Here is a 13,183-nt window from a genome sequence, read left to right as displayed (position 1 = left end):
ACCACCGCCCAGTCGCCATCCTCGAGATAGGTGATCGAATTGGTGAACGGCGCCAGCGCGATGGCGTCCGAGCCCAAAAACATCTCGCCGTCGCCATGGCCGACGGCCAGCGGCGGGCCGTTGCGGGCGCCGACGATCAGGTCCTCGTCACCCTTGAACATGATCGCCAGCGCGAAGGCGCCCGAAAGCCGCTTCAGCGCATTGTGCGCGGCTTCGACCGGCTTCAGCCCTTTGGCCAGTTCGCGCGCCACCAGATGAGCGACGACTTCGGTGTCGGTCTGCGAGGAGAATGCATAGCCGTCGCGGGTCAGTTCATCGCGCAGTTCGGCGAAATTCTCGATAATGCCGTTGTGGACGATGGCGACGCCATCAGAAAAATGCGGATGCGCATTGGTCTCGTTGGGCACGCCGTGCGTGGCCCAGCGCGTGTGGCCGATGCCGATCGTGCCGTCGAGCGGTTCGTCCTTCAGCCGGCGTTCGAGGTTGACCAGCTTACCCTCGGCGCGGCGGCGGCCAAGCGCGCCCTTCTCGATAGTGGCCACACCGGCCGAATCATAGCCGCGATATTCAAGCCGCTTCAGGGCGTCGACGATGAGCGGCGCAACCTGCGAATGGCCGACGATTCCAACGATACCGCACATACGGACAGTCCCCGATTCCCCATGGAAAACCAGCGCTATTTAGGGATGGCCGGCCCGCCGTGAAAGTCACAATGCATTTCGTCCGCTGTAACGGACGTTTTTGCAGGGATGCACCATGACAGACCGCTCTTGCAATCCGGTTACCGCAATTGTTCGGTTTTTCGGCCGGCAGGATGCTGTACATTTTTGCCACCGCGAACGACAACAAGGGAAGGAGACCGGGATGGAACAGTATTACGCCGTATCGATCGTCACACTGTTGTGCGGCCTGACCTTATTCGGCATGGCGCTGACAGTGGCCCGAACCCATTCCAGGACCGGAATTCTGGCGCCCACCATGACTGGCGATCCTCTGCTCGAGCGCGCCATCCGCGCGCATCTGAACACTGTGGAGTGGATACCGGTCTTCCTGCCGTCCATGTGGCTGTTCGCGATCTACTGGAGTCCAGCCTGGGCCGCCGGCATCGGTCTTGTCTGGCTGATCGGCCGCGTCGCCTATTTCGTCGGGTATCTACAGGCGCCGCTGAAGCGCTATCCTGGGTTCTTCATCCAGTCGCTGGCGGCCTTCGCGCTGCTTCTCGGCGCGCTTGGGCGGATCGTTTATCTGTGGGTTGCGTAGGCGACTTTCGGCTGTTCTATTTCGTCCATGAGCGAAGCTGATGATACAATAACACTGTGGCGACCGGTTGGGCCGCAAGAGTTGAAGCTGATCAAGGAGTCGGGGATGAACGAATTTCCGCCCCGATTACCCGACCAGCCGATTTTCTACCCGGTCCTGTCCGAGGCCTATGCCGTCCAGATCGCCCGCGACTGGAATGTTCCCGCTAGCGGTTCCGGCTTTGTGACCAGATTCGAAGTACTCAAGAGCTTCCTCGAAGGCTACCCGATTGAGCAGGCCGGTAGCCGGGCCCATTTGGAATATTGGATACCAGCCGAGGACTTGCCCGAGTTCAACAAGGCAATCGTCGGCAAGATCGAAGTCACCGCCGCTTTCGGCTAAAAGTGCCGGCTGATTACCCGGCAGCTTTCTTCTTCGCCGCCGCGGCCGAGGCGAAGCGCTCACGTAACTCCTTGCCCTTGCCGGGAATGGTCTTCTGGCGGGCGCGGCCGAAGGCCAGGGCGTCGTCGGGCACGCTTTCGGTGATGACGCTGCCCGAGGCGATATAGCCACCCTTGCCGATGGTGACCGGCGCCACCAACGAGGAATTCGAGCCGACAAAGGCGCCCTCGCCGATATCGGTGAAGAATTTCGAATAGCCGTCATAGTTGCAGGTGATGGTGCCGGCGCCGATGTTGGCGCCCGCGCCGACGCGCGCGTCGCCGATATAGGTCAGATGGTTGACCTTGGCGCCCTCCTCGACGACGGCCTGCTTGACCTCGCAGAAATTGCCGACTTTCGCCTTGGTCCTGAGATCGGCGCCCGGCCGCAGCCGCGCGAACGGGCCGACATCGCAGTTGGAGGCGATGGTGGCGCCCTCGATATGGCTGAAAGCATGGATCTTCGCGCCGGAAGCCACCTTCACGCCCGGGCCAAACCAGACATTGGGTTCGACGATCGTGTCGGCGCCGATTTCGGTGTCGTGCGAAAAGTACACGGTTTCCGGCGCGATCAGCGTCACGCCAGACAGCATGGCCTCGTGCCTGCGGCGTGCCTGCCAGATGGCCTCGGCCTGTGCCAGTTCGACCCGATTGTTGATGCCGAGCGCGCTTTCGAAGCTGGCTTCGGTGGCAACCACGTCGAGGCCCTGCGCCCTGGCGATCTCGACAATGTCGGTCAGATAGTACTCGCCCTTGGCATTCTTGTTGCCGACGGCATCGAGCAGCTTCAACGCCTGCGCGCCGGCCACCGCCATCATGCCGGCATTGCAGAAACCAATCTTGCGTTCCTCCGCGCTGCAGTCCTTCTCCTCCCGGATGGCGGTCAACTTGCCGCCTTTTTCGATCAGCCGGCCATAGCCGGTCGGATTGGGCGGACGAAAGCCGATCACCACGACAGCCGCGCCTTCCGCGAGCCTGAACCGCGCTGCGGTCAGTGCATCCGCATCAATCAGAGGCGTGTCACCGAACATCACCAGGATATCGTCATAACCCTTTGATATCGCTTCGCGAGCGGCCAACACGGCATGCGCCGTTCCAAGACGCTTCTCCTGTACGAAGGTCTCTGCCTTCGGCGCGAACTTCGCCACCGCCTTGCGCATTTCTTCCGCGCCGTGGCCGATCACGATCGCCTCGCTGCTCGCACCGGCGGCTTCGGCGGCCTTCACCACATGCGCGACCATCGGCAGTCCGGCGATCTGGTGCAGCACCTTCGGCAGCGCGCTCTTCATGCGCGTGCCCTCCCCGGCGGCGAGGATGACGGACAGGCAGGATCTCTGGTTCATGGATGGACAACCGTATGAAAGGGCTGGGAATCAAATCATGCTAGCAGGGGCGCCATGCTGCACCAATGCGGTTAAATTCCGGTGAGGCGGCAGAGCAGCTGACTCTTAATCAGCGGGTGTTGGGATCGTTATCCCAACCGCCCCAGCACCGGGAAATTCTCCAGCAGCCAGTACGATACGGTCTGCACGCCACCGGTGAGGAAAAACACGCCGGCCACGACCAGCAGCGCGCCGATGGCCTTTTCGACGCGGCCGAGATGGACGCGGAATTTGCCGAGGAAGCGCATGAAGGCGCCGGAGAACAGGGCAGCGATCAGGAACGGAATGCCGAGGCCGAGCGAATAGGCGGCGAGCAGCAGCGCGCCCTCGCCGACCGTCTCGCGGCCTCCGGCCAGCGTCAGGATCGGGCCCAGCACCGGGCCGATGCAGGGCGTCCAGCCGAAGGCAAAGGCCAGCCCCATGACATAGGCGGCGATAGCACTCGCCGGTTTGCCCTGCGACTGGAAGCGCGCCTCGCGCGACAGGAGCGGAATGCGCAGGATGCCGAGGAAATTCAGACCCATCAGGATGATCAGCACGCCGGCGCCCATCGCCAGCGGCTCCTGCCAGACGCGCAGCAACCGGCCGATGGTCGAGGCGCCAGCACCCAGTGCCACGAAGACGGTCGAAAAGCCGAGCACAAAAGCGATCGAGGATGCCAGCAACGCGCCGCGCGCGCCCTGCCTTGCCGTCACGCCGGCATTGCCGCGAAAGTCGTCGACCGACACACCGGCCATATAGCAGAGATAGGGCGGCACCAGCGGCAGGACGCAAGGCGACAGGAACGAGATGGCGCCCGCGCCCACCGCGCTGACATAGCCGATATCCAATGCCATTCCAGAACTCCGCCTGTTCAGCGCCGATATAGCGATGCGCCAAGCTGTTAGCCAATCACCATTCTGTCGCAACCATTCGCCAGCCCCGCGATCAAGCCGGCCCGAAATCCAGCTGCGTCACCCGAATACGGCCGGCCACCTGCAATTGTTACCGTCAGGCGGACTGCAATTCGCATGCACGGGAAGAAAACATGCCCGCAGGCGTTGTCACAACGAGGCCGCGATTTCACGCGTGTCTCCGATCAGCCAGGGAGATTTTCATGAAAACCATAACCGTGGGGCTCGCCGCGCTCCTGCTCAGCACCGCCGCCTCCTTCGCCGCCGAGGCGTGGAAGGAAGCCGAGGTCAATGGCACCAAGATCTACACCGACGCCAATGGCATGACGCTCTACACCTACGACAAGGACGAGAAGGGCAAGACCAATTGCTACGACAAATGCGCCGCCAACTGGCCGCCGCTGAAGGCCGAGGCCGGCGCCAAGGCCGACGACGAATGGAGCGTCGTCGACCGTACCGACGGCACCAAGATGTGGGCCTATGACGGCAAGCCGGTCTACACCTTCGTCAAGGACAAGAAGGCCGGCGATGCGAACGGCGATGGCGTCGGCGAGGTCTGGCATATCGTCAAGGCGGACTGAGCCTCAACGTCCCTTCCCGCCTGCCGGCGGGAGATACACTGGCCGCCTTGCATGCCTCCATGCGACAGGCGGCCAGTTCCGATGGACCTTCACCGTGGCTCCATATCCAATGAGACTTCCTCCTCATAACGAGTCGATCCGGCCATTTTTCCGCCTCTCCGGCCCATTACCTGCCCCGATCGAAATTCTGTGATTTTCTCCATACACTCTAAGAGTGTATTGCTGCCGGCGGCCTCGCAATTTGGGCGCTTCCCCTTGACCGGATGCAAAAGCGCGGCCATGTGAGCGACAAACAGAAACGAGATTTCGTCGCGCGCAGCGGAATTCTTCCGGCGCTTCACAGAGATAAGAGACCTCATGGACGTCGTCGTCGTCGAATCGCCGGCCAAGGCTAAGACAATCAACAAATATCTCGGCAGGAACTACAAGGTTCTCGCATCGTTCGGTCACGTCCGCGATTTGCCGGCCAAGGATGGTTCGGTGCGGCCGGACGAGGACTTCGCCATGTCCTGGGCGGTCGATACCGCCTCGGGCCAGCGCCTCACCGACATCGCCAACGCCGTCAAGAGCGCCGACGGCCTGATCCTCGCCACCGACCCGGATCGCGAGGGTGAAGCCATTTCGTGGCATGTGCTGGAAGTGCTGAAGCAGAAGCGCGCGCTGAAGGACAAGCCGGTCAGCCGCGTCGTCTTCAACGCCATCACCAAGGCTTCTGTGCTGGAAGCGATGGCCAATCCTCGCCAGATCGATGCGCCGCTGGTCGATGCCTATCTCGCCCGCCGGGCGCTGGACTATCTCGTCGGCTTTACCCTGTCGCCGGTCTTGTGGCGCAAGCTGCCGGGCGCGCGTTCGGCCGGCCGCGTGCAGTCGGTCGCGCTGCGCCTTGTCTGCGACCGCGAATCAGAGATCGAGCGCTTCATCCGCGAGGAATACTGGAACATCGCGGCCATTCTCGGCACGCCGCGCAACGAGACCTTCGAGGCACGGCTAACCGCTTTCGAGCGCAAGAAGCTGCAGAAGCTCGATATCTCCAACAAGGCGCAGGCCGACGACATCAAGGCCATGCTCGAAGGCGCCGCGTTCAAGGCGCTGTCGGTGGAAGCCAAGCCGACCAAGCGCAACCCCGGCCCGCCCTTCACCACATCGACGCTGCAGCAGGCCGCCTCCTCCGGGCTCGGCTTCTCGGCGACGCGCACCATGCAGGTGGCGCAGAGGCTCTATGAAGGCATGGACATTGGCGGCGAGACGGCTGGCCTGATCACCTATATGCGAACCGACGGCGTGCAGATGGCGCCCGAGGCGATCTCGGCCGCCCGCGACGCCATCGCCAAGGAGTTCGGCGCCAAATACCTGCCGGAAAAGCCGCGTTTCTATACGGCCAAGGCCAAGAATGCGCAGGAAGCGCACGAAGCGATCCGCCCGACCGATTTCTCGCGCACCCCGGCATCGGTGCGGCAATATCTCGATGCCGACCAGGCGCGGCTCTACGAACTGATCTGGAAGCGCGCCATCGCCAGCCAGATGCAGTCCGCCGAAATCGAGCGCACCACGGTCGAGATAGAGGCGATCAACGGCGCCCGCACCGCGGAGCTTCGCGCCGTGGGGTCGGTCGTGCGCTTCGACGGCTTCATTGCCGCCTATACCGACCAGAAGGACGACGACGCCGAAGACGAGGAAAACCGCCGCCTGCCGGAGATACGCGCCGGCGAGCAGCTTTCCCGCCGCGCGATCAACGCCACCCAGCACACCACCGAGCCGCCGCCGCGCTATTCCGAGGCATCGCTGATCAAGAAGCTGGAAGAGCTCGGCATCGGCCGGCCCTCGACCTATACGGCCATCCTGAAGACGCTCGAGGACCGCGACTATGTCGCCATCGACAAGCGCCGGCTGGTGCCGCAGGCCAAGGGACGTTTGCTGTCGGCCTTCCTGGAAAGCTTCTTCGAGCGCTATGTGGAGTACGATTTCACCGCGTCGCTGGAGGAAAAGCTCGACGAGATTTCCGACGGCAAGCTCGCCTGGAAGGATGTTCTGCGCGATTTCTGGAAGGATTTTTCCGGCGCGGTCGCCGACATCAAGGAATTGCGCGTCACCGACGTGCTCGATGCGCTGAACGAGGAACTGGCGCCGCTGGTGTTTCCGGCGCGCGAGGACGGCTCCAATCCGCGCATCTGCCCGAAATGCGGCACAGGCAATCTGTCGCTGAAGCTCGGCAAGTTCGGCGCCTTCGTCGGCTGCTCGAACTATCCAGAATGCTCCTTCACGCGCCAGCTCGGCGACGCGGCCAATCCCAATGGCGAGAATGGCGGCGGCGACGACGGCACCAAGGTGCTGGGCAAGGACCCGTACACGGCCGAGGAAATCACGCTGCGTTCGGGCCGCTTCGGCCCCTACATCCAGCGCGGCGACGGCAAGGAAGCCAAACGCTCCAGCCTGCCGAAAGGCTGGACGCCCGAGTCCATCGACCATGAAAAGGCGCTGGCGCTGCTCGCGCTGCCGCGCGACGTCGGCAAGCACCCGGAAAGCGGCAAGATGATCTCGGCCGGGCTCGGCCGCTACGGACCCTTCGTGCTGCATGACGGCACCTACGCCAATCTCGACAGCATCGAGGACGTGTTCTCCATCGGCCTCAACCGCGCCGTGACCGTGATTGCCGAGAAACAGGCCAAGGGCAAAGGCGGCCGCAATGGCGGCACGCCGGCAGCTCTCAAGGATCTCGGCGACCATCCCGACGGCGGCGGCAAGATCGTTGTGCGTGACGGCAAATACGGGCCTTACGTCAATTTCGGCAAGGTCAACGCTACGCTGCCCAAGGGCAAGGATCCGCAGTCGGTGACAGTCGAGGATGCGCTGGCGCTGATTGCCGAGAAGGAAGCCAAGGGCGGTGGCGGCAGGAAGCCGGCCCGCAAAGCCGCGGCCGCCAAGGCGCCGGCGGCAAAGAAGACGGCTGCGAAGAAGCCGGCAGCGAAGAAAAAAGGGTAAGACAGCGTGGCGCGCAGGATCTCCGGACGAAGCCACGGCGATCCGCGCACCGCCGACACCAGGGCCAAGGTCAAGGACGACTACCGGCCCTCGCGCGACGAAATCCTGCGCTACATCGCCGAAAATCCCGACCGCGCCGGAAAGCGCGAAATCGCCAAGGCGTTCGCGTTGCGCGGCGACGACCGCGTCTGGCTGAAGGATCTGCTGCGCGACCTGCAGGACGAAGGCGTCCTCAGCAAGGAGCGCAAGCGGCTGGCCCGCGTCGGTGCCCTGCCCCATGTCGCCGTGCTCGACATTTTCGGCCGCGACGGCGACGGCGTGCTTTTGGCGCATCCGACCGAGGTTGTCGGCCCCGGCGAGCCGCCTGTGGTCTCGATCCGCGTATCGCGCGGCGGCAACGGACCGGCGCCCGGCATCGGCGACCGCGTGCTGGCCAAGACCTTCCCGACCGATGACCCATCAGGCCCGGCCTATACCGGCCGGGTGATGAAGATCTTCGAGAAGCGCAACGATGCCGTGCTCGGCGTTTTCCGCGTGCTGAAGGATGGCAGCTTCCGCATCGAACCGGTGGAACGGCGCCAGCCCGAACTGATCGTCGACAAGGAATTCCAGAACGGCGCCAAAAACGGCGACCTGGTCGAAGTCGAGCCCGCGCGGGCCTCCCGCTATGGGTTGCCGCGCGCTAAGGTGCTCAACGTGCTGGGGTCGCTGACCAGCGAAAAGGCGGTCTCGATGATCGCCATCCATGCCCACGACATCCCGCACATCTTTCCGGCCGACGTCATTGCCGAATCCGAAGCCGTCAAACCGGCTACGATGGCCAACCGCGAGGACTGGCGCGATCTGCCGCTGGTCACAATCGATCCGGCCGACGCCAAGGACCATGACGACGCGGTCTTTGCGACGCCCGACCCCGACGAGAAGAACCCTGGCGGCGTGATCGCCACGGTCGCCATCGCCGATGTCGCGGCCTATGTCCGCTATGGTTCGGCGCTCGACCGCGAAGCGCTGAAGCGCGGCAATTCGGTCTATTTCCCGGACCGCGTCGTGCCGATGCTGCCAGAGCGCATTTCCAACGACCTCTGCTCGCTGCGCGAAGGCCAGGACCGCCCGGCGCTGGCGGTGCGCATGACCTTTTCCGCCGATGGCCACAAGATCAGGCATTCCTTCCACCGCGTGATGATGAAGTCGGCGGCCAAGCTCGCCTACCAGCAGGCGCAGGCAGCGATTGACGGCGTGCCGGACGACAAGACCGGGCCGATCCTCGATACGGTATTGAAGCCGCTCTGGGATGCCTATGCGATCCTCAGGCGTGGCCGCGACGGCCGCCAGCCGCTCGAACTCGACCTGCCGGAGCGCAAGATCCTGCTGAAGGACGATGGCACGGTCGATCGCGTCATCGTGCCGGAACGGCTCGATGCCCACAAGCTGATCGAAGAATTCATGATCCAGGCCAATGTCGCCGCCGCCGAGACGCTGGAGGCGAAGAAGCAGGCGCTGGTCTATCGCGTTCACGACGCGCCATCGCTCGCCAAGCAGGAATCGCTGCGAGAGTTCCTGCAGACGCTTGGCCTGTCGCTGGCGCGCGGCGCGCAGATGCGCCCCAGCCAGTTCAACGGCATTCTGGAGCGCGTGCGCGGCGCCGACAACGAGGCGCTGGTCAACGAGGTGGTGCTGCGCTCGCAGAGCCAGGCCGAATATTCGCCCAAGAACATCGGCCATTTCGGCCTCAACCTCAGGCGCTACGCGCATTTCACCTCGCCGATCCGGCGTTATGCCGACCTGATCGTGCATCGCGGGCTTATCGCCGCGCTTGGCCTTGGCCCCGGCGGCCTGACGCAGGACGAGGAAGCACGGCTGGAAGATGTGGCGGTGCTGATTTCCGGCACGGAACGGCGCGCCATGGCCGCCGAACGTGACACGGTCGACCGGCTGATATCAGCCTATCTCGCCGAGCGCATCGACGACCGTTTCGACGCGCGTATCTCCGGCGTGACAAAATCAGGACTTTTTGTCCAATTGCCGCAATACGGCGCCGATGGTTTCATCCCGGTGTCAACTCTGGGCGGCGATTACTATATATACGACGAAACGGCCCGCTCCCTGTTCGGAGAACGCTCCGGCAAAGGCTACCAGCTCGCCGACCGCGTAGAGGTCCGGCTTGTCGAGGTGGCGCCTATGGCCGGCGCTATGCGCTTCGAGATGTTGACTGACCCCAAGCCTTTGCCAGGCTCGAAGCGGTCGTTTCACAAGGCCAAGGGCCGCGCCCGCGCGTCGCAATCGCGACCCGGCTCGCGCGGCAGGAGACGATGATGCCGAAAGAATTTGGGATGGAACAACAGGTTTTTGGTGGCGAACATCACACGGGCCGGGTTGCCCGCCCCTTGTGGACGGCCATGAAGCGAGGCCTTCTCGGCCGCTGCCCGAACTGCGGCGAGGGCAAGCTGTTTCGCGGCTTCACCAAGACCGTTGATACGTGCAGCGTCTGCGGCGAGGAAATCCATCACCATCGCGCCGACGACCTTCCGGCCTACCTGGTCATCGTCATTGTCGGCCACATCGTTCTTGGCGCCTTCATGGGCGTTGAAGCCACCTCGACCCTCTCCACCTGGCAACACATCCTGATCTGGGTGCCGTTGACCATCCTGCTCTCGGTGGCGCTGCTGCAACCCGTCAAAGGCGCCGTCATCGGACTGCAATGGGCCTTCTATATGCACGGCTTCGGTGGCGAAAAGGATGGGGAAAGTTCCCACCACGGCGCCTGAGGCGCCGCTGGCGCAACACGCCAACCGTCAAGGCCACTTTCGCATGCAAGAAGTTTCCGCTAGGTCGAGCGCATGGAAGCAATGACCAAGGCGGACGTCGACAAGCTCGACAAGGGTCTTGCCGCGCATGGCGGCCGGCCCTTGCGTCCGCGCGATGCCGCGACGCTGATCCTGCTTGACCGCAAGGGCGACGATGTCCAGGTGCTCATGGGCCGCCGTCACGCCGGCCATGCCTTCATGCCTGGAAAGTTCGTGTTTCCCGGCGGCCGCACCGATCCGGCCGACAGCCGTATACCCACCGCCACCGCATTGCATCGCGACGAAGAAGCAAAGCTGCTTGCCGGTCCCGGCCGCACGAGCGCGGCGCGCGCCAGGGCCGTCGCGCTCTCGGCCATTCGCGAAACCTACGAGGAAGCGGGGCTGTTGCTCGGCCGGAAAGCCGCCTTTGCCACCGAAAAGCGTGACTGGCAGGGTTTTGTCGAGCACGGCGTGAGCCCTTCGCTCGAAACGCTGCGTTTCATCGCACGCGCCATCACCCCTCCCAACCGGGTCCGCCGCTTCGACACCCGCTTCTTCAGCGCCTGGCGCGATGACGTCGCTGTCGAGCTGCCCGGTGGCGGCCCGACCAACGAACTCGAGGAATTGGTCTGGCTGCCTCTGAGCAAGGCCCGGGAGGCCGATATCCCCGACATCACCCGGATGATCCTGGACGAGTTGGAAAATCGCCTCGCCCACGATCCGCATCTGCGACCCGGCGGACCCGTTCCTTTTTTCCGGCTCGTACGCAACCGCTTCACCCGCGAACTTCTCTAGAGTATTCAGCATCCCATGACGGTCGATACCCAACAACAGGGCGACGAGCGCGTACACTGGCTGCCGATGATCGCGGCGATCTCGTCAATCAGCGTGGTCGGCATTGCCATCGGCCTGGGCATCCCGTTGCTCAGCGTCATCCTTCAGACGCGCGGCCATTCCGCCTCGATGATCGGGCTGAACACAGCTGTCGCAGGTCTCGCTTCCATTGCCGGCGCGCCGCTCGCAACGCCGCTTGCCATGCGCTTCGGCGTCGCCTGGACGATGATCGGGATGATCGCCGCCGGCGCGCTGGCCTTCGTCGGCTTCCATTTCGCGCCTGACTTCTGGATGTGGTTCCCTTTGCGCATCGTGCTCCACATCGCGCTGACGGTGCTGTTCATCCTCTCGGAGTTCTGGATCAGCACCTCGGCGCCACCGCAGCGCCGCGGCCTCGTCCTGGGCATCTATGCCACCGTGCTGTCGCTCGGGTTCGCCGCCGGGCCGTGGCTGTTCGCTCATCTCGGCAGTTCCGGCTTCAGGCCATTCGGCGTCATCATCGCCCTGGTGACGCTGGCGGCTATCCCCGTGGTGGCCGCGCGAAACGAAAGCCCCAACATCGTGGCGGAGAGCGAAACCAGCCATTTCCTGCGCTACATCTGGCTGGTGCCGACCGCGACTTTCGCCGTGCTGGTGTTCGGCGCAGTCGAGACCGGCGGCTTCGCGCTGTTTCCGGTCTATGGCAACAGGATCGGCTATTCCGAGGCCGACGCGGCCCTGCTATTGACCATGATCGGCCTCGGCAACGTGCTTCTCCAGATTCCCATCGGCATGATCAGCGACCGTGTCTCGGACCGCCGCTATCTGCTGCTTGCCTGCGCCACGGTCGGCCTCGCCGGAACGGCGTTCATGCCGTTGTTCGCCAGCAACTGGCACCTGATGGCGGCACTGCTTTTCGTCTGGGGTGGCGTGGTTGCTGCCATGTACACGATCGGCCTCGCCCATCTCGGCTCGCAGCTTTCCGGCCATGAACTGGCATCCGCCAATGCCGCCTTCGTCTTGTGCTACGGTGTCGGCATGGTGCTCGGTCCGCAGGCGATCGGCATCGGCATGGACAGTTTCGGGCCTTCCGGCTTCGGGTGGTCGCTTGGTGTGTTCTTCGCCGCCTACATCGCGCTGGTCTGCTTCCGGTTGCTGCGCAAGATCCGGCTTTAGAGCAGCACAGGCTGCTGACAGAACCGTGTCAGCAGCCACGCGGTAAAAGAGTGTCCCAAAAACATCGGACGTTGAGGACACTCCCATGATCGACAGCGGCTTTGAAACCACTTCGCTTCGAATGACGCTTCTGCTGCTTGTGACTTTCCAGGCGCCTGCCGCTGATGTCGACCGCATCATGGACGCGGTGGTTGCGGTCGCCCCGCTGGCGATGGGCAAATATGACCGCAACGCCTATCAGTCGGCGCATGGCATCGAGCGCTACAGGCCGCTCGAAGGGGCAGCGGCAGGTGCGGAGACCGAATTGCGCCGCCGCCCGGGCACGGTCGAGGTTTCCTTCGAACTGCCCGACGACCAGGCGTTGGCCAGCCGCGTCGTGGAAGCAATTTTTCAGGCTCATTCCTATCAGGAGCCGGTGATCCGCATCCAGCCGATCCTTGCCAGCCGCTCCAAGGGACTGGACGACCGCGCCAATCCGAATCGCTGGTGGAACACGACGGGAGACTGGAAGAAGCTCGCGGCTGCCGAGGCGGAAACAGTCTGATTTGCACCCGCAGGGCTGTTCAGACGCGCCACAACGGGTCCTGCGGGCTTGACTTTCCGGGCACGTTCTTTATGTGTCGCGCCAAGTTTCCCGCGTCCGGGTGTTTTCCCCGTGCTCCAGCGGCCAAAACTCCACGAACGAACGGACTGATACCATGGCCAAAGCCGCAAACATCAAGATCAAGCTTCTGTCGACCGCCGACACCGGTTTCTTCTACGTGACCAGCAAGAACAGCCGTACCAAGACCGACAAGCTGTCGTTCCGCAAGTACGATCCGGTCGCCAAGAAGCACGTCGAATTCAAGGAAACCAAGATCAAGTAATCTGGGTTTTCCCCTTGCAAACAAAAACGCC

The 13,183-nt window shown here is 63.5% G+C and carries 12 protein-coding genes and 1 pseudogene; 10 read left to right on the top strand and 3 right to left on the bottom strand.

From position 1 onward, the window contains the following. Window positions 1–641, bottom strand: a pseudogene (locus J0I79_RS32490) (glutamine--fructose-6-phosphate aminotransferase); the annotation flags it as partial. Between the two features lie 223 nt (window positions 642–864). Here J0I79_RS32490 and J0I79_RS32485 point away from each other — a divergent pair. Both J0I79_RS32485 and J0I79_RS32480 read left to right on the top strand, forming a co-directional pair. After that, window positions 865–1,260: an MAPEG family protein gene (locus J0I79_RS32485; protein ID WP_292869446.1), complete on the top strand. Its 396-nt coding sequence runs from the start codon at window positions 865–867 to the stop codon at window positions 1,258–1,260. 27 nt (window positions 1,261–1,287) lie between these two features. Continuing rightward, on the top strand, window positions 1,288–1,641 hold the full coding sequence (locus J0I79_RS32480) for an ADP-ribosylation/crystallin J1 (RefSeq protein WP_292869443.1): 354 nt from the start codon (window positions 1,288–1,290) through the stop codon (window positions 1,639–1,641). A 13-nt stretch (window positions 1,642–1,654) separates the two neighbouring features. Here J0I79_RS32480 and glmU read toward each other — a convergent pair whose 3' ends face one another. Then, the gene (gene glmU / locus J0I79_RS32475) at window positions 1,655–3,022 is read right to left on the bottom strand and encodes a bifunctional UDP-N-acetylglucosamine diphosphorylase/glucosamine-1-phosphate N-acetyltransferase GlmU (RefSeq protein WP_292869440.1); all 1,368 of its coding nucleotides are present in this window, start codon (window positions 3,020–3,022) and stop codon (window positions 1,655–1,657) included. A 128-nt stretch (window positions 3,023–3,150) separates the two neighbouring features. Continuing rightward, a complete protein-coding gene (locus J0I79_RS32470; protein WP_292869437.1) occupies window positions 3,151–3,897 on the bottom strand; it encodes a cytochrome c biogenesis CcdA family protein in 747 nt (248 codons plus the stop codon). A gap of 260 nt (window positions 3,898–4,157) precedes the next feature. On the opposite strand from J0I79_RS32470, the gene J0I79_RS32465 reads away from it, so the two are divergent. The 8 genes from J0I79_RS32465 (at window position 4,158) to rpmG (ending at window position 13,152) form a co-directional block, all read left to right on the top strand. Next, on the top strand, window positions 4,158–4,535 hold the full coding sequence (locus J0I79_RS32465) for a hypothetical protein (protein ID WP_292869434.1): 378 nt from the start codon (window positions 4,158–4,160) through the stop codon (window positions 4,533–4,535). Between the two features lie 357 nt (window positions 4,536–4,892). Beyond that, window positions 4,893–7,514 carry a type I DNA topoisomerase gene (gene topA, locus J0I79_RS32460; RefSeq protein ID WP_292869431.1) on the top strand — a complete coding sequence of 874 codons (2,622 nt, stop codon included), beginning with the start codon at window positions 4,893–4,895 and terminating at the stop codon, window positions 7,512–7,514. A gap of 6 nt (window positions 7,515–7,520) precedes the next feature. Then, window positions 7,521–9,827 carry a ribonuclease R gene (gene rnr, locus J0I79_RS32455; protein WP_292869428.1) on the top strand — a complete coding sequence of 769 codons (2,307 nt, stop codon included), beginning with the start codon at window positions 7,521–7,523 and terminating at the stop codon, window positions 9,825–9,827. Then, a complete protein-coding gene (locus J0I79_RS32450) occupies window positions 9,827–10,279 on the top strand; it encodes a DUF983 domain-containing protein (RefSeq protein ID WP_292869425.1) in 453 nt (150 codons plus the stop codon). The genes rnr and J0I79_RS32450 overlap by 1 nt, the downstream gene beginning before the upstream one ends. 72 nt (window positions 10,280–10,351) lie before the next feature. Beyond that, the gene (locus J0I79_RS32445; RefSeq protein ID WP_292869422.1) at window positions 10,352–11,092 is read left to right on the top strand and encodes an NUDIX domain-containing protein; all 741 of its coding nucleotides are present in this window, start codon (window positions 10,352–10,354) and stop codon (window positions 11,090–11,092) included. A 15-nt stretch (window positions 11,093–11,107) separates the two neighbouring features. Beyond that, complete coding sequence (locus J0I79_RS32440; protein WP_292869419.1) at window positions 11,108–12,286, top strand: MFS transporter; 1,179 nt, start codon at window positions 11,108–11,110, stop codon at window positions 12,284–12,286. An 85-nt stretch (window positions 12,287–12,371) separates the two neighbouring features. Further along, window positions 12,372–12,830 carry a hypothetical protein gene (locus tag J0I79_RS32435; RefSeq protein ID WP_292869416.1) on the top strand — a complete coding sequence of 153 codons (459 nt, stop codon included), beginning with the start codon at window positions 12,372–12,374 and terminating at the stop codon, window positions 12,828–12,830. 154 nt (window positions 12,831–12,984) lie between these two features. Beyond that, the gene (gene rpmG / locus J0I79_RS32430) at window positions 12,985–13,152 is read left to right on the top strand and encodes a 50S ribosomal protein L33 (RefSeq protein ID WP_006201775.1); all 168 of its coding nucleotides are present in this window, start codon (window positions 12,985–12,987) and stop codon (window positions 13,150–13,152) included. Window positions 13,153–13,183: the final 31 nt, after the last annotated feature.

The sequence above is a fragment of the Mesorhizobium sp. genome, from assembly GCF_017306585.1.
Taxonomy (GTDB): Bacteria; Pseudomonadota; Alphaproteobacteria; order Rhizobiales; family Rhizobiaceae; genus Mesorhizobium.
Note: the sequence above shows the minus strand (reverse complement) of the source record. Positions and strands in the feature narration are given on the sequence as shown.

Excerpts from the sequence above, each read along its gene's own strand:
- J0I79_RS32480 (WP_292869443.1), top strand. The coding sequence starts at position 1,288 with ATGAGCGAAGCTGATGATACAATAACACTGTGGCGACCGGTTGGGCCG.
- J0I79_RS32440 (WP_292869419.1), top strand. The coding sequence starts at position 11,108 with ATGACGGTCGATACCCAACAACAGGGCGACGAGCGCGTACACTGGCTG.
- rpmG (WP_006201775.1), top strand. The coding sequence starts at position 12,985 with ATGGCCAAAGCCGCAAACATCAAGATCAAGCTTCTGTCGACCGCCGAC.
- J0I79_RS32445 (WP_292869422.1), top strand. The coding sequence starts at position 10,352 with ATGGAAGCAATGACCAAGGCGGACGTCGACAAGCTCGACAAGGGTCTT.
- J0I79_RS32450 (WP_292869425.1), top strand. The coding sequence starts at position 9,827 with ATGCCGAAAGAATTTGGGATGGAACAACAGGTTTTTGGTGGCGAACAT.
- J0I79_RS32485 (WP_292869446.1), top strand. The coding sequence starts at position 865 with ATGGAACAGTATTACGCCGTATCGATCGTCACACTGTTGTGCGGCCTG.
- J0I79_RS32470 (WP_292869437.1), bottom strand. The coding sequence starts at position 3,897 with ATGGCATTGGATATCGGCTATGTCAGCGCGGTGGGCGCGGGCGCCATC.
- glmU (WP_292869440.1), bottom strand. The coding sequence starts at position 3,022 with ATGAACCAGAGATCCTGCCTGTCCGTCATCCTCGCCGCCGGGGAGGGC.
- J0I79_RS32465 (WP_292869434.1), top strand. The coding sequence starts at position 4,158 with ATGAAAACCATAACCGTGGGGCTCGCCGCGCTCCTGCTCAGCACCGCC.
- J0I79_RS32435 (WP_292869416.1), top strand. The coding sequence starts at position 12,372 with ATGATCGACAGCGGCTTTGAAACCACTTCGCTTCGAATGACGCTTCTG.
- topA (WP_292869431.1), top strand. The coding sequence starts at position 4,893 with ATGGACGTCGTCGTCGTCGAATCGCCGGCCAAGGCTAAGACAATCAAC.